The organism is Burkholderia sp. Ax-1724 (assembly GCF_011752995.1).
GTDB lineage: Bacteria > Pseudomonadota > Gammaproteobacteria > Burkholderiales > Burkholderiaceae > Paraburkholderia.
On sequence record NZ_VWWL01000011.1, the window covers coordinates 130,066 to 153,041 of the forward strand.

Below are 22,976 nucleotides of genomic sequence, written 5' to 3' on the forward strand. Positions count from 1 at the left end.
TTTCCTCTATCGGCGGGTTCAGCTTCTCCTGCTGCGCCGCAGGATGTCCGCATAGACCGCGAGAATGATGATGAGACCCGTCACGACGATCTGCCATTCCTGCGCGACCGACATGATGCGCAAGCCGTTGGTCAGCACGCTCATGATGAAAGCGCCGATGATCGTGCCGAGAATCGTGCCCGAGCCGCCGCTCAGCGACGTTCCGCCGATCACGACCGCGGCGATCGCATCGAGCTCGTAGCCTTGGCCGAGCGCCGGTTGCGCGGAGTTCAGACGCGACGCGATCAGCAGACCCGCAATGCCGCAAATCGCGCCGCCCACGCCGTAGATCGCGATCTTCCAGCGATCGACGTTGACGCCCGAAAGCCGTACCGCTTCTTCGTTGCTGCCGAGTGCGAACGTGTAGCGGCCGAGTGCCGTGCGATTGAGCACGATCGAACTCGCAATCGCGAGGAAGAACAGGATCAGCACCGCATTCGGAATCGGCACGCTCGGCAGCACATAGCCGATCAGCGAATCCTGCGAAATACGGTAGAAGTTCTCGGTGTCGGTGAAATAGATCGGTTTGTCGGCGGAGACGACGAGCGAAAGTCCTTTCAGCAGCATCATCATGCCGAGCGTCGCGATGAACGGCGGAATCTTCATCTTCGCGGTCAGCGTGCCCGATACCGTACCGCAAATTGCGCCCGTGACGATGGCAGCGAGTACGCCGATCCACATCGGCAAATGCCAATTGGTGAGAAACACGCCGCAAATCACGGCGGTAAACGTCATTAACGTGCCGACCGAAAGATCGATGCCGCCCGTGATGATGACGAACGTCGCGGCAATCGCGAGCACGCCGTTCACCGCGGTCGCCTGCAGAATGCCGAGGATGTTGTCCATCTGCATGAAAGCGGGCGACGCGAAGCTGAAGAAAACCAGCAGCAGAATCAGGCTCGCGAACGCGAGCAGTTTCTGCAACGCGGTGGGCGCGAAGATGCGGGCCCGCAGGCCGGAAGACCGGCCTTCACCGTCGAGCGCCGCGGTATCCGTTCGCAATGTCATGTCGTGGACCTCTTCAGGCTGGTGCCGCTTTCAGGGTTTCGCGCTGCGTCGCGAGATGCATGATGCGCTCCTGCGTCGCTTCGCTGGCGGAGAGTTCGCCGGTAATGCGGCCTTCGCACATCACGACGATGCGGTCGCTCATGCGCAGCACTTCGGGCAATTCCGAGGAAATCATCACGATCGCCTTGCCTTGTGCGGCAAGCGAGCGCAGCAGCTTGTAGATTTCGCTTTTCGCGCCGACGTCGATGCCGCGCGTCGGTTCGTCGAAGAACAGCACGTCGCAATCGCGTTCGAGCCATTTCGCAATCACGATCTTCTGCTGATTGCCGCCCGAGAGAAGCCGTACCTGCTGTGTGGCCGATGGCGTGCGAATCGCGAGCAGCTTGATGAAGTGCTGGGCGCGTTTGCGTATCTGCGCACGGCGCAGAAACATATTGAACGACAGGAACTTGCCGAGATCGGACATCACGATGTTCGATTCGACGTCCATGCCGGTCGCGAGACCGAAGCGCTTACGGTCTTCCGACAAATAGCCGATGCCGCGCTTCACCGCATCGCTCGGCTTTCTGATCGACGCTTTCACGCCTTTCACGAGAATTTCGCCGGACTCGACCGGATCGGCACCGAACACCGCGCGCGCCACTTCGGTACGGCCCGCGCCCATCAAGCCGGCAAAGCCGAGTATTTCGCCCTGGCGCAACGCGAAACTCACGTCGCGCACGAGCGGCCCCGCGACGAGATTTCTCACTTCGAGCGCGACCTCGCCGCGCACCAAAGCGCTTTCGACCGGCGGCATCTCGGCGAGCGTTCTGCCGACCATCATGCCGATGATCGTTTCGACGCTCGTGCCTTCGGTCGGCACGGTCGCGACGTATTCGCCGTCGCGCATCACGGTCACACGGTCGGTGATCTGTTTCAGCTCGTCCATCTTGTGTGAGATATAGACGATGCCGACTCCGCGCTCCTTCAATTGCCGAATGATGCGGAACAGTTCCGCAATCTCGGCGTCGTTGAGCGCGGACGTGGGTTCGTCCATGATCAGCACGCGCGAGTCGAAAGACAGTGCCTTCGCGATCTCGACCATCTGCTGGCTCGCCACCGTGAGCGAGCCGACCATCGTGCGCGGATCGAGATTGACATGCATGCGCGCGAGAATCTCGCGAGCCTGTGCATTGAGTTTGTCTTCGTCGAGAAAGAGCCCCAGGTGCTTGCGCGGCTCGCGGCCAATAAAGATGTTCTGCGCGACGCTCAGATGATTCATCAGTTGCAGTTCCTGATGAATGATGCCAATGCCGACCGCCTGCGCGTCGCGCGGACCCTGAAAATCGACCGGCTTGCCGTCGTAGAGAATTTCGCCCGAATCGCGCGTGTAGACGCCAGCGAGAATTTTCATCAACGTCGATTTGCCCGCGCCGTTCTCGCCCATCAATGCATGAACCTCGCCGGCCATGAGTTCGAAGCGAACGTCATGAAGCGCTCTGACGCCAGGAAAGCTCTTGCACAGCTTGTTGACTGAAATGAGTGGGTTCATGGTGCGGACTCGCCGACGGCTACCTGTATCACCAGCACTTTGATGACCGCGTTCAAGACGGCTTTCATTACGGCTCGAAAAGATCCGGCCTTGCTTTCGCGGACCGGTGCAACTCGGCGACCACCTGGTCGAGATGATCGTGCATCGCTTTCGCGGCCGCATCGCCATTGCCGGCGCCGATAGCCTCGAAAATCTTTTCGTGCTCTTCGAGCGTATGCATGAGCCGCTCGGGACTCGCCAGCAATTGCCGCGCGCGATCCAGCGCATTGCGCGACACCGCGACGATTTCCTTCACTCGCGGCAGCTTCACCGCGTCGAGCAGGATTTCATGGAAAGCCAGATCGAGCTCGTGAAACGCAAGACGTTCGCCGCTGCCGGCCACACTGCGCTGCCTGTCGAGATTGCTTGCCAGCGCATCGAGCGTGGCCCGATCGCGCATCGACGCAACGCCGCGCACCGTTTCGACTTCCAGTGCGCTGCGGATAAACAGATGCTGGCGAATGTCGTCGAGCGCGATCGGTTTGACGCGCGTGCCGCGCTGCGGCAACACCTCGACGAGGCCCGCATGCGCCAGCCTCGCCAACGCGGAAGAAACGGGAAAGCGCGACACGCCCATCCGCTCGCAGACCGCGATCTTGTCGATCATCATGCCGGGTTCCAGCGCCAGCGTCAGAATCGCTTCCCGCAACGCCGCTTCGACCGCGTCGGTCAAGCTGCCGCGCTCGCCGCCCCTGATCTTTTGCAGTGCGACATACGGATTGCTGGCGACAGTCTCTGGATCGGCTGAAGAACTCACGACGCTCTTGATTTCGAGAAGACATGCTAGCATGCTAGGAAGCGAATGCAGTGTTGTCAACGCGTACAAATGCCTGGGTCCGCCATGGTCCAAATAGTGGTCGCCCTGCCTCGATACGCGTACGAGTAGTGCGTGCGCCGCGTGCGCAAAAAGCCGACCCGCCTGCCCCGCAGGCGAAAACCGCTAGCCATCGCTCCCGGAGAGTACTCAGATGACCACGATCACAAGACTGTCCGTTCGGGACATTCGCTTTCCCACTTCACGCTCTCTCGACGGCTCCGATGCGATGAATTCCGCGCCGGACTATTCCGCCACCTACGTCACGCTCGAAACCGACTCGCCCGGTCTCACGGGTCATGGCCTCACGTTTACGATCGGGCGCGGCAACGAGATCTGCGTGACGGCGGTCAATGCGCTGACGCCGCTCATCGCCGGCAAGAAGCTCGAAGATATCGCCGCGAATATGGGGGCTTTCTGGCGCGCGTTGACGTCGGATAGCCAATTGCGCTGGATCGGCCCCGATAAAGGCGCGATTCATCTGGCGACCGCGGCAGTCGTCAATGCGGTGTGGGACCTGTGGGCGAAATCGGTCGGCAAGCCCGTATGGAAACTGCTCGTCGACATGAGTCCCGAAGAACTCGTGCGCTGTCTCGACTTTCGCTACGTGACGGATGCGATCACGCCTTATGAAGCACTCGCCATGCTGCACCGTCACGCGAAAACCAAAGGCGAGCGCGAAAAAGAAATGGTCGCGCACGGCTACCCGGCCTATACGACATCGGCCGGCTGGCTCGGTTACGACGACGAGAAGATTCGCCGCCTTGCGCGCGAAGGCGTCGCGCAGGGCTGGACGCATTTCAAGCAGAAGGTGGGCGGCGATCTCGACGAGGACGTCCGGCGCGCGCGCATTCTGCGCGAGGAAATCGGCGAGAACCTGAAGCTGATGATGGACGCGAATCAGGTATGGGACGTCGATGAAGCGGTCGCGAACATGCGGCGCCTCGCGGAATTCGACCCGTGGTGGATCGAAGAGCCCACGAGTCCCGACGACATTCTCGGCCACGCGGCGATTCGCAAGCGGCTCGGCTCGATCGGCGTCGCTACCGGCGAGCATTGCCACAACCGCGTGATGTTCAAGCAATTGCTGCAGGCGCAAGCCATCGACTTCTGCCAGGTCGATAGCTGCCGGCTCGGCGGACTCAACGAAGTCATCGTCGTGCTGCTGATGGCCGCGAAGTTCGGCGTGCCGGTGTGCCCGCATGCGGGCGGCGTCGGATTGTGCGAGTACGTGCAGCATATTTCGCTGTTCGACTATATCTGCGTGTCGGGTTCGCTCGAAAACCGGGTACTCGAATACGTCGATCATCTGCACGAGCATTTCGTCGATCCGGTCGTCATTCGCAATGGCCGCTATATGCCGCCGCAAAAGCCGGGCTATAGCATCGAGATATTCGCGGAGTCGCTCGAAAAGCACGCGTTTCCGGATGGAGAGGCCTGGAAGGGCTAATGGAATTAGCGGAGAGGGCGGGTTTCGGGCTATCCTCGGCACTTTGCAGGAAGCGCGAACTCAACTCACCCGATCGAAACCGCCATGTCCTCTCCGCTCTCGTCTGCCGCAATAGATGCGCTGCGTGCCCGCACTCCCGGCGCGTCCACCACGACACACTTCAATCACGCCGGCGCATCGTTGCCGTCGGCTGCCACACTGGAAGCCATTCACGCGCACCTGATGCGCGAAGCCACGGCCGGGCCGATGGAAGCCGGCGCGACAGGCAGAGAACAGTCCGCGCGAGCACGCGCGCTCGCGGCGCAACTGTTCAACGCACAGCCTAATGAAATCGCGCTGACCACGGGCGGGTCCACTAGCTGGGGGATTGCGTTCGCCGCATTGGGGCCGTGGCAACCGGGGCAGCGCATTCTCGTCGGGCGGCACGAATGGGGCGGCAATCTCGCCTCGATGCACTACGCCGCGCAACGGGCCGGTGCCTCGATCGAACCGATTCCGTCCGATTCGAGCGGCATGGTCGATCCTCACGCGCTCGAAGCCATGCTCGATGACAGAGTGCGCCTGATCGCACTGACCTGGCTGCCCGCGAACGGCGGACTCATCAACCCGGCCGCGGCGATCGGCCGGGTAGCGCGACGCCACGGCATTCCCTACCTCATCGACGCGGCGCAGGCCGTGGGGCAGGTTCCCGTCGACGTGGCTGAACTGGGCTGCGATATGCTGGCCGGTGCAGGCCGTAAAGCCTTGCGCGGTCCAAGAGGTACAGGACTGCTGTATGTGAGGCAGGATTTTCTCTCGCGCCTGATGCCTGCATTCGTCGACATACATTCGGCACCGCTCGATGCCCACGGCGAACCCGTGCTGCGAGACGACGCGGCACGCTTCGAATTGTCGGAAACGGCGTTCGCTCTACACTGCGGATTGGCGAATGCGCTACACGAAGCGCTCGAAATCGGCATCGATACCATTCGCGCACAGATCGATCAGATCGCTCAACGATTGCGCCTGCAACTCGCGGATATTCCTGGCGTGTCGGTACTCGATCAGGGTACCGAACGATCTGGTCTCGTGTCGTTCAACGTCGCGGGTCTCGATGCGGCATCGGTACGGAGTTCGCTCGCCGCGCAAGGCATTGCGATCAGCAGTAACGGCGTGAGTTACACGCCGCTGGATATGACACACAGAGGGCTTCAGCAGGTCGCGCGCGCATCCGTCAGCTATCTGACCACCGATACGGAGATCGAAAGACTGCTAGCCGCGATACGAGCTCTCGTGCATTAAGGTTCGGGTAACGGGCCACGCGGCGCACCGATCGCGTGGCTCAACATGCCGCTCAATCGAACGATTTCTGAAAGACCATGAACTCCACTCCCCTCACCGGACTCGCCAGGCTCGATCTTTCGCGATTCCCACGCCGCGAGCTTCTCGAAGGTCCGACGCCGATCCAGCATCTCCCGCGCCTGAGCGCCCATCTTGGCGGCGCGAACCTCTACGTCAAAAGAGAAGACCTGACCGGTCTCGGCGGCGGTGGCAACAAATTGAGGAAGCTCGAATTCCTGATTGGAGAAGCCCTGGCCGTCGGCGCGGATACCATCATGACCGTCGGCGCCCGCCAGTCGAATCACGCACGACTCACGGCGGCCGCGGCAGCGCGTGTCGGACTCCAATGCGAACTGGTGCTGACGCGCACCGTGCCGCGATCCGATCACGACTACATGGAGAACGGCAACGTCCTGCTCGATTCGCTATTCGGCGCGCATGTGCATGATCTGCCCGGTTCCGCGAATGCGCTGCAATTCGCCGAACAACGTGCGAACGCATTGCGCGCGCAAGGCCGCAATGTCTATGTGTGTCCGCTGGGTGGATCGAGTCCCGTCGGTTGTCTCGGCTATGCGGATTGCGCGGCTGAGATCGTGGATCAATCGCGCGCGGCGGAGTTGTCTTTCGATCGCATCGTGATACCCAATGGAAGCGGCGGCATGCATGCAGGACTGATTGCGGGTTTTGTCGCACTCGGCCTGGACCCGTCGCGTATTACCGGATTCACGGTCTATGGCGATGCCGCTCACGCGCACGCCACGACGCTCGATAAAGCGAATCAAACGCTTCAGCTTATCGATCCCAATCTGCGCGTGAACCAGAGCGACGTTTCGATCGATGAAGCGCAACTCGGCCAGGGGTACGGCATCCCCACGGATGGCATGCGTGCTGCCGTTCGTTTGCTGGCGTCGACGGAAGGTCTTCTGCTCGACCCCGTATATAGCGGGAAGGCGTTCGCGGGACTGGTGGAAGGAGTGACGAGTGGGAAGTATGCTGCGGGGCAGAAGGTTCTATTTGTGATGAGCGGGGGACTGCCGGGGTTGTTTGCGTATCGGGGTGAGTTTTGAATGGTAGTGTGCTGATGGTGGGCCGCCGGGTATCGGCAAACCGATGTTGGGCCCGGCGTGGTAGGTGCGGTTACTCGCTCAGAAGCCGCTTCAATTCCTCAAGGAAAGAGGCGGTCGTGTAGCCCGCCCCTTCGGGACGAAACCCATCCCTGAACGACTGATTGAATGCTGCCTCCAGGTCGTTCGGGTGTTCGCTCCTGAACGAGTCTATTTCGCGATTCAATTCTTTATAGTGGTAAGGACTGTCTTTCTTATAACACACGACAATTTCCGGAACAGTTTCTCCAAACAGGTCGAAGTCCTGGCCGAAATACACACTAAAAATGTGGTCCATTTCTGGATAGCGCTCTGAAGAACTCATTTCTCTCTCATTCGATGTAGGCGGTAAGAATGTATAGGCATGCCGTTATAGGTTTCGTATTTCAGAACGACGAAAACTTTGTTCATTCGCGTAAAATTAATTGAACCAGTCAAACTACCAATCAATCGCGACGTATGGAATGGGCCGTGGATGATTTTGGTTTCAAGATTGCAGTCAACGCCTGCGCGCCTCGAGTTCGACTATGATCCGCGCAGGCGTCGCACGACAGATAACCCGCGGGATAGTGCACGCGGCGATATCGAGGTTCGGTAGGGACGGTGGTAGTCAGACCGACGACGTAAAACAGGAATCCCATACTCCGTTCACTCAGAACACTTCCTTTCCCCCCGGTTTTCGCCGACGACTGACGAGACTCACCTCGCGAATAATCTCAATGAAGTTAGCCAGCAGAATCGATTTATGATCTCTGCGCCACGCCGCGGTCAGATCCACCGCATCGCGATCCTGCAAGCCAAGCAGTTTCTTGTAGACGGCATTCGGATTCGCGATTCGACTGACCGATTCCGGCACGATCGCGAGTCCGATTCCCGCTTCCACAAAAGAGAGAATGGTCGGCAATAGCGAATATTGAACGATCCTCGGTTGCACCCGGTGCTGCAACAGGATGTTGCCAATCTTCTCGGAGAAATAAGGCGAGTCGCGCCCGGAAAACGCGATGAATGGCTCCTGATGCAGGTCCGTAACGCGGACCACCTTGCTCTTCGCCAATCGATGGCTGCGCGGGATGGCGACAATGAGCGACTCCCTCATTGCGACGATATTGCTCACCGCTTTCTCCTGCGTCGAGGTTCGCAGCAACGCGACATCGATATTTTGATTCTTCAATTGATCGAGGATGCGCAGATACGGCATTTCGTCCAGCTGGATATCCACCATCGGATGAAGTGCCTTGTACTTTTGCAACACCATCGGCAGGAAGATATAGGCGGCGCTCGGAACGAAGCCGATGCGCAGTTTTCCCGCATTGCCTGTCGACGCGAGCTTCGTCTGCAAGTCGAGCGTTTCGAGCCGCCTCAGCACCTCGCGTGCGCCTTCCAGAAAAACCTTGCCCGCATTGGTGAGTTCGACCGATCGCGTCGTGCGCTCCAGCAGGCGTACATCAAGAAAGTCTTCGAGCTGCTTCAACCGCTGGCTGAGCGGGGGCTGAGTGATATGCAGGCGCTCGGCGGCCCGGCGGAAATGCAGCTCTTCCGCCAGCACGACAAATGTCTTCAGATGAATCAGATCGTACATGGGTGATGAGTAGAAGGAAGACGAACTTACGCGCGGTGTGGCCCGCGGGGTGGCCTCTTCGCCCCCGAGTCGGCTGATCCGGCGAGACTCGATTGATAGCTTAATACGAATCAATCGACTGTCAATTAAGAATTAGACGTAGATTTATGGCCTACCTATAATCCGCCACTCAAGTTGACTTCCGGCAAAAAAATTGATCCACGAAGCTCATCTGCTCACTGTTTCCGCCGCCGCGCAGCAATTGGCGGCCGGCTCGCTCACTTCCGAGCAACTCGTACGGTCGTGCCTGGAGCGCATTCAGGATCGCAACCCGGTCGTGCAGGCTCTTGTCACCGTCGACCCGGACAAGGCGCTTCACGATGCACGCAAGATGGACAGGCAGGCGTATCGCCCTCACCTGCATGGGATACCGTTCGTTGTAAAGGACATCATCGAAACCGCCGACTTTCCGACTGAATACGGTTCCCCAATCTATGCCGGACATCGCCCGCAAGCCGATTCGGCATGCGTGTCGCAATTCCGGGGCATGGGCGGGATTCTCGTCGGCAAAGCGGCCACCAGCGAATTCGCGACGCGCAAGCCCGCCATGACGCGCAATCCGCTTCGTCTCACCCATACTCCCGGGGGATCGTCCAGCGGATCGGCTGCGGCAGTCGCCGATTTCATGGTGCCTTTCGCACTGGGTACGCAAACGACCGGATCGATTGCCCGACCGGCATCGTATTGTGGAGTGGTGGGGTTCAAGCCCACGTTCGACCTGTTCAACCGTGCGGGCCTGAAACCCACGAGTCAATCTCTGGACACGATTGGATTGTTGACCCGCACGATTCGCGATGCCTATCTGCTCACGTTCAATGATCCCGACTTCGACTCGGAAATCGTTCGCTGCGGCACACCGCGCTTTGCCATTTGCAGATCATCACAGTGGAACGGCGTCGAGCAATCGTTCTTCGATACGCTGACGCGACTTCAGCAGGCTCTGATGCGGGCAAATCAGCCGGTTCGCGAATTGAGCCTCGACGCCGATCTGGAGAGTCTGATTGCCGGACAGGAAAAAATCTTCGTCTATGAAGCGGCTCATTCACTCGCGCATGAACGCCAGAACCACGCCGAACTGATGAGCGACATTCTGCGCAACCGCCTCGCGGTCGCGGAACAGATCGACCAGGACCTTTATCTGCAGCTGCGCAGCGCCGTCGAGCGCGCCAGATACTCGGTCGATGAACTGTTCCAGGACAACGACGTGCTGATCTACCCGGCGACGGAAGGCTCCGCGGAAGAAGGCCTCGACTATTCCGGCTCGCCACGACTGGGCGCTTTATGGACCCTCTTGCATCTGCCGACCATCGTCATTCCATTTGGCCGGTCCGCGAACGGCATGCCGTTCGGGTTGCAACTGGTGGGGCGATTTGGTCAGGATCGCCTGCTGCTGGCTGCGGCCGAATTGCTCAGCCGGTATATCGATCCGGCATTTTCCAGCAGGACTGTTGAATAGGTTCTTTAAGTCATATCTCACAGCGAATTTCAACAGCCTGACAACGACCAGGGATTCATTGATGACGATTGAATTCGACCTTACGCTGCGCGGTGGTCTCGTGCACACCGGCGATGGAACGCATCGCCTCGACATTGGAATTCGTGGCGAACAGATTGTCGCGCTGGCCCCGGACCTATGTCCCGGTCGGCAGGATTTCGATGTCGGCGGAAAGCTGATTCTGCCCGGCGGCATAGACAGTCACTGTCACATCGAGCAGATGTCCGGCATGGGTATCATGGGAGCGGACGACTTCTACAGCGGAACGGTTTCCGCCGCGTTCGGCGGCACGACAACCGTGATTCCTTTTGCCATGCAGCGGCGTGGCGAATCATTGCTTGCCGCCATCGACGATTACGCGGCTCGCGCCACACCCAAGGCGGTGATCGACTATGCGTTCCATGCAATCCTGACCGACGCATCCGATGACGTTCTGACCCGGGAAGTACCGATCGCCGTATCCCGCGGCATAACGTCGTTCAAGGTGTACATGACGTATGACGCGGTCAGGCTGAACGACACCCAGATACTCGATGTTTTCGCCTCGGCCAACCAGCACGGCGCCCTGGTCATGGTGCACGCGGAAAGCAACGACATGGTGCGCTGGCTGACGGCCCGGCTGCTCGAACGAGGCCTGACCGCGCCTAAATATCACGAGGTGGCACACGATCCCCTCGCGGAAACCGAAGCCACTTATCGCGCCGTGTCATTGGCGCGGCTGGCTGGCGCGCCATTGCTCATCGTGCATGTCGGCGGTATCGAGGCCGTCCAGGTCATTCATGCGGCGCAGACAATGGGCGCGCCGGTATATGCCGAAACCTGCCCGCAATACCTGGTTCTGTCCCGCGAAGACCTGGATTTGCCCGGACTGGAAGGCGCCAAGTTCTGCTGCGCGCCGCCGCCGAGAGATGGCGTATCGCGGGAAGCGGTATGGGCGGGTCTCGCCAGCGGGACGCTCAGCGTATTTTCGTCCGATCATGCGCCCTATCGCTTCGACAGCAGCGGGAAGCTCCCGAATGGCGCCGAGACTCGCTTCTCCGAAATCGCCAACGGCGTTCCGGGTCTGGAAACACGTCTGCCTCTGCTCTTTTCCGAGGGTGTCGGCAAAGGCCGCATTTCACTGGAGCGCTACGTTGCATTGACCGCGGCCAATCCGGCCAAAGCCTACGGGCTTTATCCAAGGAAAGGCGTCATCCGGGTCGGTAGCGATGCCGACCTCGTGATCTGGGACACGGATCGCCACGTGACCATCACTAGCGAGATGCTGCACGATCGCGTGGGCTACACGCCATACGAAGGCATGCAGGTGCAGGGATGGCCGGAAACAACGATCTGCCGGGGAAAGGTCGTCGTCAATGGCGGACAGCTATTGGCGAAACCGGGAGACGGCACGTTTCTGGCGTGCGGACCGTCGGAATGGCTGGTGCAACCCGAGCGCCCCGTGCCTGATGGCCTGGGGCGCGATGGCCGAGGTTTATTGTTCAGAAAATTGTTCGATCTATAAAGGGCTGCCATTGCAGTGCTAACGATCGACCTTGTCGGGCAGGAACAACTTTTGAGGAGACAAAGAAATGGCATACGGATTGGGTGTTAAACGGGCGGGAATGCTGGCCTGCATCGCGGCATTGACGATGTCGATCGCACCGGCACAGGCCGAGACCCTGCACACCGGGGTTGACGACACCTATGCCCCGCTCGTTTTTCGCAACTTGCAAGGTCAGCTCGAAGGATTCTCGATCGATCTGGGGCACGCGCTGGAAAAAGAACTGGGCGATAAGATAGAGGTTGAAGGCACGCAGTTTTCGGCGCTGATTCCCGCACTCAACGCAAAGAAGTACGACTTCATCCTCGGGGCCGTCACCGCCACGCCTGAACGTGCCAACGCGATGCTGTTCTCGGAGCCCTATCTGGATTCCGACTACCTGGTGCTGCAAAAGAAAGGCGCGACGCCGATCACCTCGCTGGCACAACTGAAGGGTATGCGGCTGGCGGTCAATCGGGGATCGCCATACGAGCAATGGTCGCAGGAGAACCATGCGAAATATGGTTTTGAATTCAACGTTTTCCCGACCAATGCCGATGCGATTCAGGCGGTGGTCTCGGGCAGAGCCGATGCAAACATGGCGGGCGTGCCCGCGCAGGCATGGGCGGCCAAACACAATCCCCAGCTTCAATCGACGCTTCTCATCAAGACCGGACAAGCCTGGGCCTTCGCATTTCGCAAGGACGATGCCGCGCGCCGCAATCAGATCTCGAATGCATTGAAGTGCCTCAAACAAAAAGGCATCGTGGCTCAAATCGCGGTCAAATGGCTGGGCTTTGCACCGGACACGACGAAAAACGTGTACCCAGGAGAAGGGATTCCGAATATGCCCGGCTACGACGCCACGCCGGTCAAGCTATCCTGCGCCAAGTAGAGGTATTTCATGCTGAACAACGCCTCGCAGCCCATCCTGAGCATCCGCGATCTTCACAAGTCGTATGGCGACAACCCTGTGCTCAAGGGAATCAATCTCGACATTCGCGCCGGAGAACTGGTGTTCATCATTGGGCCGTCCGGCTCCGGGAAGAGCAGCCTTCTGCGATGCTGCAACGTGCTGGAGCATGTGAGTTCGGGCAGCATTCACTTCGACGGCCAGGACATCACACGTCCTCGCACCGACCTGAATGCAGTCAGACAGAAGATCGGAATGGTTTTTCAGCATTTCAATCTCTATCCTCACATGACGGTACTGAGCAACATCATGCTCGCCTTGCGCAAGGTGCAGAAGCTGCCTAAAGCGGCCGCGGAACAGCGTGCGCTGGAAGCGTTGTCTCAGGTCAACATGCTGGAGCGCGCCAGCTACTATCCCGATCAGCTCTCGGGCGGGCAGCAGCAACGCGTCGGGATTGCGCGCTCGATTGCGTTGCATCCCAAGATCGTGCTGTTCGACGAACCCACCAGCGCGCTCGATCCGGAACTGGTCAGCAGCGTGCTGGAAGCCATGCGCAAGCTCAAGACCATGGGCATGACGATGATCGTGGTCAGCCATGAGATGGGCTTCGCCAGGGCGGCGGCCGACCGGGTCGTGTTCATGGACGGCGGCGTCGTGCTGGAGCAAGGTACACCGCAACAGATCTTCGAGCAGCCGCGGCATGAGCGCACCCAGGCCTTTATATCGAGCGTGACATCGCGGCATTGATGTCCGTTCAGGTTTCGATTCCGGCTTTGAGACACCGATGAATATTCAAGGGCTGATATTTACGTTCTTAAATCCCGACGTGATCGGGAAATACTACCTTTTCATACTGTCCGGCATGTGGGTCACGGTGAAGGTGGGCGTTGCGGTGGTCGCTACGGGCCTCACCATCGGGTTCCTGCTTGCATTCATGCGGGCTGCCGGCGTGCGCGCGGTCAATGTCGCCATCATCGTATTCGCCGATGTGCTTCGCTCGCTCCCGCCGCTCGTCGGCATCATTCTGCTGTTCTTTGCGTTCCCGTACATCGGCATATCCATGTCCGCGTTCGCGGCCACCTGGTTGGCGCTATCGCTCGTTCTGGCTGCCTTTGCCGAAGAAATCTTCTGGGCGGGATTGCGCGCAACCCCCAAGGGATTGATGGAAGCGGGCCGCTCGACCGGAATGAGCTGGATGCAGACGATGTGGTATGTCGTATGGCCGCACGCGCTGAAACTCACGGTACCGCCTTTGACCAATCGGGTCATCGCCATCGTCAAGGGAACGGCGCTGGGAGCGGTGGTCGGTCTTGCCGAGGTACTCAACAATGCGCAGTCCGCGACCAGCAGCGCGGGCAATGCGACTCCGTTGATGATGTGCGCCATCGGCAGCCTCGCGATCTTCTTGCCCGTGGTACTGGTCGGCCGCTATCTGGAACGGCGCTTCCGCTGAATAGACGAGGAACCCCATGCAGGGAATTCTGGACAATTTTTTCAATCTGGACATCTATCGCAGCGTCGCTCCGATATTGCTGCAGGGACTCTGGATGACAGTGCTCCTGTCGATTCTGGTGATTCCATTTGGCCTGATCTCCGGGCTCGGAGTGGCGGTTCTATATACGAATGCCAGGAACCCGCTACTGCGCGCCGTACTGGTGGTCTATATCGACATCTTCCGATCCATTCCGCCACTCGTGCTGCTGATGGTCATCTACTTCGGGCTTCCCTTCCTCAACCTCAATATCCCGAAGATCGTCGCGGTCGTGCTGTGCTTCACATTGAACAACTCCTGCTATTACGGTGAGGTATTTCGCGCCGGGCTCGAATCGCTCCCCAAGGGACAAGTCGAGGCCGCCCGCTCCACGGGGCTCTCTTTCATGCAGGCGCTCTTCTATGTGCAGATTCCGCAGGCGGTGCGCAATGTAATGCCGGATCTGGTCAGCAATTCACTCGAAATCATCAAGCTCACAACGATCGCGAGCGCAGTCGCGCTGCCCGAGCTATTGCAGGTCGCCCAAAATGCGCAGGCTTTGCTTTACAACCCGTCGCCGATTATTTTGGCCGCCCTGTTGTATCTGCTGCTGTTGATCCCGCTGGTTCGCCTTATCAGCCGACTGGAACGCAGAAGAATGGCGAATCGTCATTGATCAATGAACTACGGCTACCCAATCACTTATGCAACTGCCACACCATAATCGTTACAGCTACTCGCCCATTGTCGAACGCCAGAACTATTCATGGCCCGAGGGGAAACGACTGGCATTCTATATCGGCCTGAATATCGAGCACTTCGCATTCGGAACGGGCCTCAGCCATTCGCTTTCTACGCCATTGCCTGGCCTCGACCATCGAGCCTTCACATGGTGCGATTACGGAAACCGGATCGGCGTATGGCGCATTTTCAAGTTACTCGACGAATTGGGTTTGCCGGCATGCCATCTGATGAACACCGCGGTTTTCGACTATGCACCACAAATTGTCGAAGCGATCAGGACTCGCGGTGACGAGATCATCGGACACGGACGAACCAATTCGGAGCGTCAGGGGCAGATGTGGGAGCAGGACGAAATCAGGCTCCTGCAACATGTGCGCGAGCAGATTCAGCACCACGCGAAGCAGGAAGTCCGAGGCTGGATGAGTCCATGGATGTCGGTCAGCCACCAGACGCCCGATCTGTTACGCGAAAGCGGCTACAAGTTCCTGATGGACTGGCCCGGTGACGATCAGCCGATCTGGATGCAAACGCGCTCGGGCCCGATTCTGTCGCTACCGTATCCGTTTGAAATCAACGACTCGCCCCAGGTACTGGTCCGTCACCACTCCGCTGAGGAGTTCGAGCGCATGATCGTCGATCAGTTCGAGGAAATGCTTGAACAATCGGAAGAGCATCCGTTGGTATGTGGCGTCGCCTTGCACACCATGATTGTCGGCCAGCCGTATCGATTACGCGCAATCAAACGAGCTTTGAAATACATCGTCAATCATGCGAATCGCGACAAAGTATGGTTCACGCGGCCGGGAGAAATTTATGACCACGTCGCAAGACTACCCTCGGGCGTCGTCGTCTGATTCAACGGGTCTTTGAACGGGGAGCGTGCAGCAGATAGCTGCGGAAGAAGAACTGCTAGTAGCCCGCAGCGCGGCTGGCTACGGAACATGACTTTGGTGCCGACGGCGAGACTCGAACTCGCACAGCTTTCGCCACTACCCCCTCAAGATAGCGTGTCTACCAATTTCACCACGTCGGCACTGCATACAACTCGGGACGCACTGGACCCTTTACCGCTGACAGCCCCGTCAGCCAAGGCCTAGACAGCGCTTTGAGTGCGTCTACCCCTTCGCCACCTGGGCAGAGGGGCGCCATTGTAGCAACAAAATTATTTTTTTGAAGCCCCTATGCGGAGATTTTTCAAAAACAGATCCGAAGCCAGCTGGATGTCCCGAGGCGCGATGCCCGATGTAAGAACGGTTTAGTATTGAAGCTTGGACTTCTCCGAGGGAAACGCCCCCCCCCCCAAGCTCGATACGCAAGACAACACCACAACGATGGAGAGTACTTTGCAACCGCATCTGCGCCTCTACACGGATGTCCAATTCGCCAGCCCGTATGCGATGTCCGTTTTCGTCACGCTTCGCGAGAAGCAATTGCCGTTCGATCTTTCCACGGTCGATCTCGCAAGCAACGCGAATCGTCAGGCAGAGTATGCCGCCCGCTCGCTGACACAACGCGTACCAACGTTGATCCACGACGCTTTCGCGTTATCCGAATCGTCGGCGATTACCGAATACCTCGACGAGACTTTTCCGCAAACGCCGGTCTACCCGCAAGACCGCCATCTGCGCGCGCGAGCGCGCCAGGTGCAGGCATGGCTGCGCAGTGATCTATTGCCGATCCGCCAGGAACGCTCGACCGAAGTCATCTTTTACGGAGTGCGTGGCGGCCCGCTTTCCGCGACCGCCGAAGATGCGGCACAAAAATTATTCGCAGCAGTCGAAGCGCTGCTTCCGCACGATTCGTCTAATCTCTTCGGCGAGTGGTGCATTGCCGATACGGATCTCGCGCTTATGTTGAATCGCCTCGTATTGAACGGCGACCCGGTGCCGCAAAGATTGAAGGACTATGCAAACGATCAATGGCAACGAGACTCCGTGCGGCAATGGATACAACTGGAACGCCCACGGCTGTAAAGAACGAATAGCAACATTATCGTAAAGACGCCCATTCACCACGCCCCCTATCCTATTCTCATCAATACGGCTCCAATGCCAATGGTGGTGCAATTTCAACGCCACCATTCAAATCAATTCAATTGATCCGGAAGCACGCGAATAGATCGCGCGCCCACGAGCACTCGACCCACTCCGTCTATCAGCATGGCCGTATTGCGTCGCACCATCGCACGTATATCGATGTCATTGCATAGAACCGATTTTTTTCATAATTCACATTCCGCATGAAAAATTCACAATCTTTTATGCAATGCAAAAAGCAATGACGTCCAGATAGCCGACCCTAAACAGATTATTTACGCTACAGTACATGGGCAATCAATAAGATCATCAGCCATCCCAACCATTCTCCAGTTTCTTATTCCGCGCGTTCAACGTGAGGTGCGAAACCTGGACTAGCTGAAGATATTGCGCCATGCCATATTTTCTGGTCGCCTATTGTGGCCCCGCCGCTGTCCCCGGCAGCGTGTGGCTACGCTGGAATACGGACCCGCTGTTGCTCGTGGCACTCGCCGCGCTCGCCTTCGTGGTGGCGAGCGGCCGCTCCGACAATGCACGCGCGGCCTGGGCGGCCATTGCGCTGATGGTCGTCGTATTCGTCTCGCCGCTATGCGCGCTGTCGTCGGCCTTGTTCTCGGCGCGCGTCACTCACCACATCATTCTGATCGCGGCTATTGCGCCGCTGCTCGCCCTCGCGTTTCCATTGCCGCGCCTCGCCTGTCCACCGCTCGTGCCGGTAGTCGCCGCGCATGCGGTGTTCATCTGGCTCTGGCATGCACCCGGCCCCTATGCGTGGGGGCTCTCCACGGTGCCGGCCTACTGGCTCATGCAACTCACGCTGCTCGGCAGCGCATGGTTCATGTGGCGCAGCATCTTCTCGCCATCGGTGCCGACCGGCGCGGCACTGATGGCGCTTGTCGCGACGATAGGACATATGGGCCTGCTCGGCGCATTGATCGTGTTCGCGCCGGTGCCGCTCTATGTCGCGCACTTCGCAACCACGGCCGCATGGGGGCTCACGCCGCTCGCCGACCAGCAACTCGCAGGACTGCTGATGTGGGTACTCGGAATGATCCCCTACTTCATCGCGGGACTTCGGCTTGCCTGGTCCAGCCTGCACGTCAGAGAGCCCGCACTGTGACGACCCTTCTGAAATTCATTCATCTCGCCGCGATTGCGCTATGGTCGGGCGGCCTGATCGTGTTGCCGTTCCTGTTCTGGCAACGCGGCGCGCAAACGGAAGGCACCGAGCTCGATCGCCTGCACCGCATCACGCGCATGGTCTATGTGGAACTGACTTCGCCTGCCGCCTTCGTCGCGATTGCGAGCGGCACAGCGTTGATTTTTCTGCAGGCCACCTTCGTCGAATGGTTCTCGCTGAAGATGGTGCTGGTCGGCATCATGGCGATGCTGCACGTCGTGGCCGGCCTCGTGCTGCATGACGTGTTTCTGCCCGACGGCCGTTTCAGCCGCGCATCGTTGATCGTGCTGAGCGTCGCGTACGTGGTCGTGATCGTCGCGATCATCTGGATCGTGCTGGCCAAGCCGCACATCGACTCGAACCTGCTTGCCCCGCATCTGTTCGAGCCCGGCGGACTTGGCCGCTGGCTGCATCACTCCTTCGGCGAAACCAGAATACCCACGCCATGATCGAACACGAGCTTGCCCCCATGCCAGCCGGCGAAGCCCGTCATCACCGAGGCGAGCACCGACAGCGCGAGACCATGCGGCAGGATCTGCTCGGGGTAGAACAGCCGCACGCCCCAGTTCGCGCCCGCGATTGCGACGAGCGTCATCGCGGCGACCGCGTGCGACCAGCTCGCTTCCCTGAGACGGATGCCGCGCACGAGCAACAACTCGGCCGTGCCGACGAAGCTCGCGGCCACGCCGCTCCAGAATGCGAAGCCAGCCGCCCACAAACCGGCACGCACCCAGAACGGATCGCCCGTCCACCAGTAGAGCACGTCGACGCCCAGCGTCGCGACGACGAACGCGATCGGGAAATGCACCATCATCACGTGGATAGGATGACCGACGAGTGCAACGGCCGAGCCCGCATCGAGCCGCAACAGTTCCAGCAGGACTTCGCTTCTGCTTTCGGATCCGGAATTGCCTTGTTTTGCCATGATGAAAGTTCCTCGCGTCGAATGCTTAATCGTGCGAACTATCATAGCCGTTTGCGGTTGATGGTCCAAGCGGGATTGATCGCGGCGTTATGCGGCTGCGCCGGTCCGCTGTCGACGCTCGAACCCTCCGGTCCCGCGGCGGCGTCCATCGCCGGACTATGGTGGGTCATGCTGGCAGGCTCGGCGCTGCTGTTCGCGCTGGTGCTCGTGCTGTTCTACCTCGTGATCCGTCATCCGGGCTGGGGCTCGCGCGTGTCGCCCGCGCGCTGGATCGTGCTCGGCGGCCTCGTGCTGCCCGCCGTGGTTCTGCTGCCGCTGATCGGCTATGCGCTCTATGCGGGCGAACTGCTGCTGCCGTTGCGCGCGCATGCGCCCATGCGCATCGAAGCGATCGCGCAGCAATGGCGCTGGACCTTCCGCTATCCGGACGAAGGCAACGTCGAAACCGAGAACGTGCTGCATCTGCCGGCGGGCACGCCGGTCGATATCGTCGTCACGAGCCGGGACGTCGTGCACGCGTTCTGGATTCCGCGCTTCGCCGGCAAGATCGACGCGCTGCCCGGTCATGAAAACCGCCTGCGCATCGAAGCCGATCAGCCGGGCGAGTACTCCGGACAATGCAACGAGTTTTGCGGCATCGGCCACGCGGGCATGCATTTCAGCGTGATCGTCGATCGTTCCGAAGACTTTTCCGCCGCCGTCAGAAGCGCCGCCACCGGGGAGATAAGGAAATGAGCGTGCCCATCGAACCGCAATCGCAGGGCATGAGCGCGTTGCGGCTGCACCGTCAGCTTGCCGCGATCTGGGCCACCGGGCCTGGCGTGCAGAGACTCGCCGCGGTCAACCATAGCGTGCTCGGCATGCGCATGATGATGACCTCGTTCGTGTTCTTCGCGATCGCGGGCATTCTCGGCATGCTCACGCGCGTACAGCTCGCCACGCCGCACGCGGCCTTTATGGACGTCGAGACCTACAACCAGGTCTTCACGATGCATGGGTCGATGATGCTGTTCCTGTTCGCGATTCCGATGGTGGAAAGTTTCGCGGTCTATCTCACGCCGAAAATTCTCGGCACGCGCGACTTCGCGTTTCCGCGTCTCACCGCGTACGGCTACTGGTGCTATCTGTTCGGCGGCACCATCCTGATCGTCTCGCTCATTCTGCGCAGCGCGCCGGACGGCGGCTGGTTCATGTACACGCCGCTGAGTTCGCATGTCTACACACCGGGGCTGAACGCCGACGTATGGCTGCTCGGCATCACCTTCGTCGAGATCTCGGCGCTCTCGCTCGCGATGGAGATCGTCGTCTCGATCCTGAAGATGCGCGCGCCGGGCATGTCGCTCGACCGCATGCCGATCTTCGCGTGGTACATCCTCGTGACCGCGATGATGATGATCGTCGCATTTCCGCCGCTGATTCTCGGCTCGATCCTGCTCGAAGTGGAACGCGCCTTCAACCTGCCGTTCTTCGATCCGACGCGCGGCGGCGACCCGCTGCTCTGGCAGCATCTGTTCTGGCTGTTCGGCCACCCCGACGTCTACATCATCTTCCTGCCGATGGCAGGCGTGCTCTCGACCATGATCCCGGTCTTCGCGAGAAGAAAGCTCGTCGGCTACAAGGCGATTGTCGTCGCGATCATCGCGCTCGCGTTCCTGAGCTTCGGTATCTGGGTCCACCATATGTTCACGGTGGGCATTCCGCATCTCGCGCTCGCGTTCTTCTCGGCCGGCTCGGCAATCGTCGCGGTGCCTACCGCGATCCAGTTCTTCGCGTGGCTCGCCACGCTGTCGCACGGCCGGCCGCGCTGGGACGTGCCGATGCTGTACATCTTCGGCTTCTTCTTCGTGTTCACCTGCGGCGGCCTGACCGGCGTGATGCTCGCGATGGTGCCGTTCGACTGGCAGGCACACGACACCTACTTCGTCGTCGCACACATGCATTACGTGGTGGCCGGCGCGCTCGCGTTTCCGATGCTGGCCGCGTTCTACTACTGGCTGCCGCTGCTGACCGGCCGCACCGCCGTGCACAAGCTCTCGATACCGGCGTTCTGGCTCGTGTTCATCGGCTTCAACATGACGTTCTTCATGATGCACCTGACCGGCCTGCTCGGCATGCCGCGGCGCATCTTCACCTATAGCGGCGACGAAGGCTGGAACGGGCTCAATCTGCTGTCGTCGGTGGGTAGCTTCGTCATGACAATCGGCTTCGCCCTCGTCGCGATCGACATCCTCGTGCAGCTGCGTTTCGGCCGGCGGGTGCGGCGTAATCCGTGGGAATCGACCACGCTCGAATGGGCCATGCCGATTCCGCCCGCGCCCTATGCATTCGCATCGATTCCGCACGTCGACGCGCACACCGAACAGGTCGGCCCCAGCCGGCTCGCGGCCTCGCTCGCGCGCGGCGAAGGCTATCTCGGCTTCACGCGCAACGGCTGGCAGGAAGCGCTCGGCGTGCATATGACCTCGGGCGAGCCGGAGCAACTGATCGTGCTGCCGCGCCCGACCTATCTGCCGCTCATTACCGCGACCGTCACCTGCGCGGCGGTGCTGGCGATGCTGTTCAAGTTCTACTGGCTGTCGCTCGCCTTCGCGTTCGTGACGTTCGGCCTCTTCGTCTACGCGGGCCAAAGCGCCGGCCATGCGCGCGATTACGGCGCGCTGCCCGTGGGCCGCGGCGTCAGCGTACCGCCGCATACCGAGGTAGCCGGCGCGCCGTCGTGGCTCGCGCTGGTCTGCACGCTCGTCGCGAACGGCACGCTGTTCACCTCGCTCGTGTTCGGCACGTTCTACCTGTGGATCGCCGCGCCGAACTGGCCGGCCGCCGTCACGCCACAGCCGAGCCGTCTGCTCGCGTTCGTCACGCTCGCCGCGCTCGCGGTCGCGACGGCGGCGACGCGCGGCTCGCTGCGCGCGGCCGCCGCGGAGCGCAAACCGCACGGCACGATCGCGCTGACCGCGCTCGCGCTGGGCGTGGCGCTCGTCGCCGACGTGATGCTCATCAACGGCGTGATGCCGAATCCGCGCGAGCATGCGCTCGGCGCGACCGCCGCCGCGCTGCTCACCTACGTCGCGATCCATGCGGGCGTCGGGCTGCTGTTCCTCGCCAGCAACGTGCTGCGCCTCGGCGCCGGCTTCATCTCCGCGCGACGGCTCACGGACCTGCGCCTCACGCGCCTGTGGGTCGATTACACGCTCGCGACCGCCATCGTCGCGCTCGGCCTCGTGCTCGCTCTGCCCGGCCTCGTCGCGATGCTCGGAGCAAAGCCATGAACGGACGCCCGCTTGCGCCGCGGCGTGTGTGGTGGCTCGCCGCCGGCTTCACGATCTGGTGCCTCGCGCTCGTGATTCTCTATGCGCTGCATGCGATCGGCTGCGCGTTCGCATGTTCGGCTGGTCCGTTGCGTGCGAGTCTCGCAATCGTGCTGCTGCTGCATCTGATCGCGATCGGCGGGTTGTGGCGCTACCGCGCCGCCGCGCGGCACGACCCCGGACCCGAGCCCATCAGTTCGTTCATGCACAGCGTCGTCATCTGGACGTTGATCGCGGCGCTCGTTGCGACCGTCATTACGTTCGGCCCCGCGCTGCTGCTCACGACGTGCGTCTGAACGCAAGGCGAATACGCCACGAGCGTGCTACGAGCGCGCCGTGAGCATCACTTCCGGGCCACGTTCGAGCGCGCCGCGACCCTTTCGCCGCCCGCGCGGTCCGCCCGTTTCTCCCGTTTCGCCGCTCCCATAATTCGCCGCTCCCATAATTCGCCGCTCCCATA

General features: G+C 60.3%; 22 protein-coding genes and 1 tRNA gene. 16 read left to right on the forward strand and 7 right to left on the reverse strand.

Annotated elements, in window-relative coordinates:
- Positions 1-18 precede the first annotated feature (18 nt).
- From F3J19_RS15295 to F3J19_RS15305, 3 genes are all read right to left on the reverse strand, one after another.
- Entirely contained in the window at positions 19-1,047 is a 1,029-nt protein-coding gene (locus F3J19_RS15295; RefSeq protein ID WP_167042728.1) for an ABC transporter permease, read from the reverse strand.
- 13 nt (positions 1,048-1,060) lie between these two features.
- On the reverse strand, positions 1,061-2,578 hold the full coding sequence (locus F3J19_RS15300; RefSeq protein ID WP_167042730.1) for a sugar ABC transporter ATP-binding protein: 1,518 nt from the start codon (positions 2,576-2,578) through the stop codon (positions 1,061-1,063).
- A gap of 67 nt (positions 2,579-2,645) precedes the next feature.
- Complete coding sequence (locus tag F3J19_RS15305; RefSeq protein WP_167042732.1) at positions 2,646-3,407, reverse strand: GntR family transcriptional regulator; 762 nt, start codon at positions 3,405-3,407, stop codon at positions 2,646-2,648.
- Between the two features lie 178 nt (positions 3,408-3,585).
- Between F3J19_RS15305 and F3J19_RS15310 the strand changes: the two genes are divergently transcribed.
- From F3J19_RS15310 to F3J19_RS15320, 3 genes are all read left to right on the forward strand, one after another.
- Positions 3,586-4,881 (forward strand): L-fuconate dehydratase, encoded by a 1,296-nt coding sequence (locus tag F3J19_RS15310; protein WP_167042734.1) that lies wholly within the window; start codon positions 3,586-3,588, stop codon positions 4,879-4,881.
- A gap of 84 nt (positions 4,882-4,965) precedes the next feature.
- A complete protein-coding gene (locus F3J19_RS15315; RefSeq protein WP_167042736.1) occupies positions 4,966-6,162 on the forward strand; it encodes an aminotransferase class V-fold PLP-dependent enzyme in 1,197 nt (398 codons plus the stop codon).
- Positions 6,163-6,239: 77 nt separating this feature from the next.
- Positions 6,240-7,268 (forward strand): D-cysteine desulfhydrase family protein, encoded by a 1,029-nt coding sequence (locus F3J19_RS15320; RefSeq protein WP_167042738.1) that lies wholly within the window; start codon positions 6,240-6,242, stop codon positions 7,266-7,268.
- A 70-nt stretch (positions 7,269-7,338) separates the two neighbouring features.
- On the opposite strand, the gene F3J19_RS15325 is transcribed toward F3J19_RS15320, so the two are convergent.
- Both F3J19_RS15325 and F3J19_RS15330 read right to left on the reverse strand, forming a co-directional pair.
- Positions 7,339-7,629, reverse strand: a complete 291-nt coding sequence (locus tag F3J19_RS15325; RefSeq protein WP_167042740.1) for a contact-dependent growth inhibition system immunity protein — start codon at positions 7,627-7,629, stop codon at positions 7,339-7,341.
- A gap of 327 nt (positions 7,630-7,956) precedes the next feature.
- Positions 7,957-8,883, reverse strand: a complete 927-nt coding sequence (locus F3J19_RS15330) for a LysR substrate-binding domain-containing protein (RefSeq protein WP_167042742.1) — start codon at positions 8,881-8,883, stop codon at positions 7,957-7,959.
- A 193-nt stretch (positions 8,884-9,076) separates the two neighbouring features.
- Here F3J19_RS15330 and F3J19_RS15335 point away from each other — a divergent pair, with 193 nt between their 5' ends.
- From F3J19_RS15335 to F3J19_RS15365, 7 genes are all read left to right on the forward strand, one after another.
- The gene (locus tag F3J19_RS15335) at positions 9,077-10,378 is read left to right on the forward strand and encodes an amidase (RefSeq protein WP_167042744.1); all 1,302 of its coding nucleotides are present in this window, start codon (positions 9,077-9,079) and stop codon (positions 10,376-10,378) included.
- 61 nt (positions 10,379-10,439) lie between these two features.
- Positions 10,440-11,921, forward strand: coding sequence for a dihydropyrimidinase (hydA, locus tag F3J19_RS15340; RefSeq protein ID WP_205192898.1), 1,482 nt, complete (start codon positions 10,440-10,442; stop codon positions 11,919-11,921).
- Between the two features lie 67 nt (positions 11,922-11,988).
- Positions 11,989-12,834, forward strand: a complete 846-nt coding sequence (locus tag F3J19_RS15345; RefSeq protein WP_167042746.1) for a transporter substrate-binding domain-containing protein — start codon at positions 11,989-11,991, stop codon at positions 12,832-12,834.
- 9 nt (positions 12,835-12,843) lie between these two features.
- Complete coding sequence (locus F3J19_RS15350) at positions 12,844-13,599, forward strand: amino acid ABC transporter ATP-binding protein (protein ID WP_167042748.1); 756 nt, start codon at positions 12,844-12,846, stop codon at positions 13,597-13,599.
- A gap of 37 nt (positions 13,600-13,636) precedes the next feature.
- Positions 13,637-14,305 (forward strand): ABC transporter permease subunit, encoded by a 669-nt coding sequence (locus F3J19_RS15355; RefSeq protein ID WP_205192900.1) that lies wholly within the window; start codon positions 13,637-13,639, stop codon positions 14,303-14,305.
- 16 nt (positions 14,306-14,321) lie between these two features.
- A complete protein-coding gene (locus F3J19_RS15360) occupies positions 14,322-14,999 on the forward strand; it encodes an amino acid ABC transporter permease (protein WP_167042750.1) in 678 nt (225 codons plus the stop codon).
- A 28-nt stretch (positions 15,000-15,027) separates the two neighbouring features.
- Positions 15,028-15,921, forward strand: coding sequence for a polysaccharide deacetylase family protein (locus F3J19_RS15365; protein ID WP_167042752.1), 894 nt, complete (start codon positions 15,028-15,030; stop codon positions 15,919-15,921).
- A gap of 94 nt (positions 15,922-16,015) precedes the next feature.
- Here F3J19_RS15365 and F3J19_RS15370 read toward each other — a convergent pair.
- Positions 16,016-16,100 (reverse strand) — tRNA-Leu (locus F3J19_RS15370).
- A 298-nt stretch (positions 16,101-16,398) separates the two neighbouring features.
- Here F3J19_RS15370 and yfcF point away from each other — a divergent pair.
- The 3 genes from yfcF to F3J19_RS15385 all read left to right on the forward strand — a co-directional run bounded on the left by yfcF (position 16,399) and on the right by F3J19_RS15385 (position 18,732).
- Entirely contained in the window at positions 16,399-17,040 is a 642-nt protein-coding gene (yfcF, locus tag F3J19_RS15375; RefSeq protein WP_167042867.1) for a glutathione transferase, read from the forward strand.
- 457 nt (positions 17,041-17,497) lie between these two features.
- On the forward strand, positions 17,498-18,223 hold the full coding sequence (locus tag F3J19_RS15380) for a cytochrome c oxidase assembly protein (protein ID WP_205192902.1): 726 nt from the start codon (positions 17,498-17,500) through the stop codon (positions 18,221-18,223).
- Complete coding sequence (locus F3J19_RS15385) at positions 18,220-18,732, forward strand: CopD family protein (RefSeq protein ID WP_167042754.1); 513 nt, start codon at positions 18,220-18,222, stop codon at positions 18,730-18,732. The genes F3J19_RS15380 and F3J19_RS15385 overlap by 4 nt, the downstream gene beginning before the upstream one ends.
- Here F3J19_RS15385 and F3J19_RS15390 read toward each other — a convergent pair.
- Complete coding sequence (locus F3J19_RS15390) at positions 18,696-19,208, reverse strand: DUF2231 domain-containing protein (protein ID WP_167042756.1); 513 nt, start codon at positions 19,206-19,208, stop codon at positions 18,696-18,698. The two genes, F3J19_RS15385 and F3J19_RS15390, sit on opposite strands and share 37 nt — an antisense overlap.
- A 60-nt stretch (positions 19,209-19,268) precedes the next feature.
- Here F3J19_RS15390 and coxB point away from each other — a divergent pair, with 60 nt between their 5' ends.
- Genes coxB through F3J19_RS15405 form a run of 3 tightly spaced genes read left to right on the forward strand, consistent with a single transcriptional unit; the run spans position 19,269 to position 22,812 of the window.
- On the forward strand, positions 19,269-19,943 hold the full coding sequence (gene coxB / locus F3J19_RS15395) for a cytochrome c oxidase subunit II (protein ID WP_240158966.1): 675 nt from the start codon (positions 19,269-19,271) through the stop codon (positions 19,941-19,943).
- Positions 19,940-22,477: a cytochrome c oxidase subunit I gene (gene ctaD, locus F3J19_RS15400; RefSeq protein ID WP_167042758.1), complete on the forward strand. Its 2,538-nt coding sequence runs from the start codon at positions 19,940-19,942 to the stop codon at positions 22,475-22,477. The genes coxB and ctaD overlap by 4 nt, the downstream gene beginning before the upstream one ends.
- A complete protein-coding gene (locus F3J19_RS15405) occupies positions 22,474-22,812 on the forward strand; it encodes a hypothetical protein (RefSeq protein WP_167042760.1) in 339 nt (112 codons plus the stop codon). The genes ctaD and F3J19_RS15405 overlap by 4 nt, the downstream gene beginning before the upstream one ends.
- Positions 22,813-22,976 lie beyond the last annotated feature (164 nt).

Bases quoted from the DNA above. Each gene is read 5' to 3' on its own strand.
- F3J19_RS15310 (WP_167042734.1), top strand. From the start codon at position 3,586: ATGACCACGATCACAAGACTGTCCGTTCGGGACATTCGCTTTCCCACT.
- F3J19_RS15300 (WP_167042730.1), bottom strand. From the start codon at position 2,578: ATGAACCCACTCATTTCAGTCAACAAGCTGTGCAAGAGCTTTCCTGGC.
- F3J19_RS15380 (WP_205192902.1), top strand. From the start codon at position 17,498: ATGCCATATTTTCTGGTCGCCTATTGTGGCCCCGCCGCTGTCCCCGGC.
- F3J19_RS15345 (WP_167042746.1), top strand. From the start codon at position 11,989: ATGGCATACGGATTGGGTGTTAAACGGGCGGGAATGCTGGCCTGCATC.
- F3J19_RS15325 (WP_167042740.1), bottom strand. From the start codon at position 7,629: ATGAGTTCTTCAGAGCGCTATCCAGAAATGGACCACATTTTTAGTGTG.
- yfcF (WP_167042867.1), top strand. From the start codon at position 16,399: ATGGAGAGTACTTTGCAACCGCATCTGCGCCTCTACACGGATGTCCAA.
- F3J19_RS15320 (WP_167042738.1), top strand. From the start codon at position 6,240: ATGAACTCCACTCCCCTCACCGGACTCGCCAGGCTCGATCTTTCGCGA.
- hydA (WP_205192898.1), top strand. From the start codon at position 10,440: ATGACGATTGAATTCGACCTTACGCTGCGCGGTGGTCTCGTGCACACC.
- F3J19_RS15350 (WP_167042748.1), top strand. From the start codon at position 12,844: ATGCTGAACAACGCCTCGCAGCCCATCCTGAGCATCCGCGATCTTCAC.
- F3J19_RS15295 (WP_167042728.1), bottom strand. From the start codon at position 1,047: ATGACATTGCGAACGGATACCGCGGCGCTCGACGGTGAAGGCCGGTCT.
- coxB (WP_240158966.1), top strand. From the start codon at position 19,269: ATGGTCCAAGCGGGATTGATCGCGGCGTTATGCGGCTGCGCCGGTCCG.
- ctaD (WP_167042758.1), top strand. From the start codon at position 19,940: ATGAGCGTGCCCATCGAACCGCAATCGCAGGGCATGAGCGCGTTGCGG.
- F3J19_RS15360 (WP_167042750.1), top strand. From the start codon at position 14,322: ATGCAGGGAATTCTGGACAATTTTTTCAATCTGGACATCTATCGCAGC.
- F3J19_RS15405 (WP_167042760.1), top strand. From the start codon at position 22,474: ATGAACGGACGCCCGCTTGCGCCGCGGCGTGTGTGGTGGCTCGCCGCC.
- F3J19_RS15355 (WP_205192900.1), top strand. From the start codon at position 13,637: ATGAATATTCAAGGGCTGATATTTACGTTCTTAAATCCCGACGTGATC.
- F3J19_RS15365 (WP_167042752.1), top strand. From the start codon at position 15,028: ATGCAACTGCCACACCATAATCGTTACAGCTACTCGCCCATTGTCGAA.
- F3J19_RS15305 (WP_167042732.1), bottom strand. From the start codon at position 3,407: ATGCTAGCATGTCTTCTCGAAATCAAGAGCGTCGTGAGTTCTTCAGCC.
- F3J19_RS15390 (WP_167042756.1), bottom strand. From the start codon at position 19,208: ATGGCAAAACAAGGCAATTCCGGATCCGAAAGCAGAAGCGAAGTCCTG.
- F3J19_RS15315 (WP_167042736.1), top strand. From the start codon at position 4,966: ATGTCCTCTCCGCTCTCGTCTGCCGCAATAGATGCGCTGCGTGCCCGC.
- F3J19_RS15330 (WP_167042742.1), bottom strand. From the start codon at position 8,883: ATGTACGATCTGATTCATCTGAAGACATTTGTCGTGCTGGCGGAAGAG.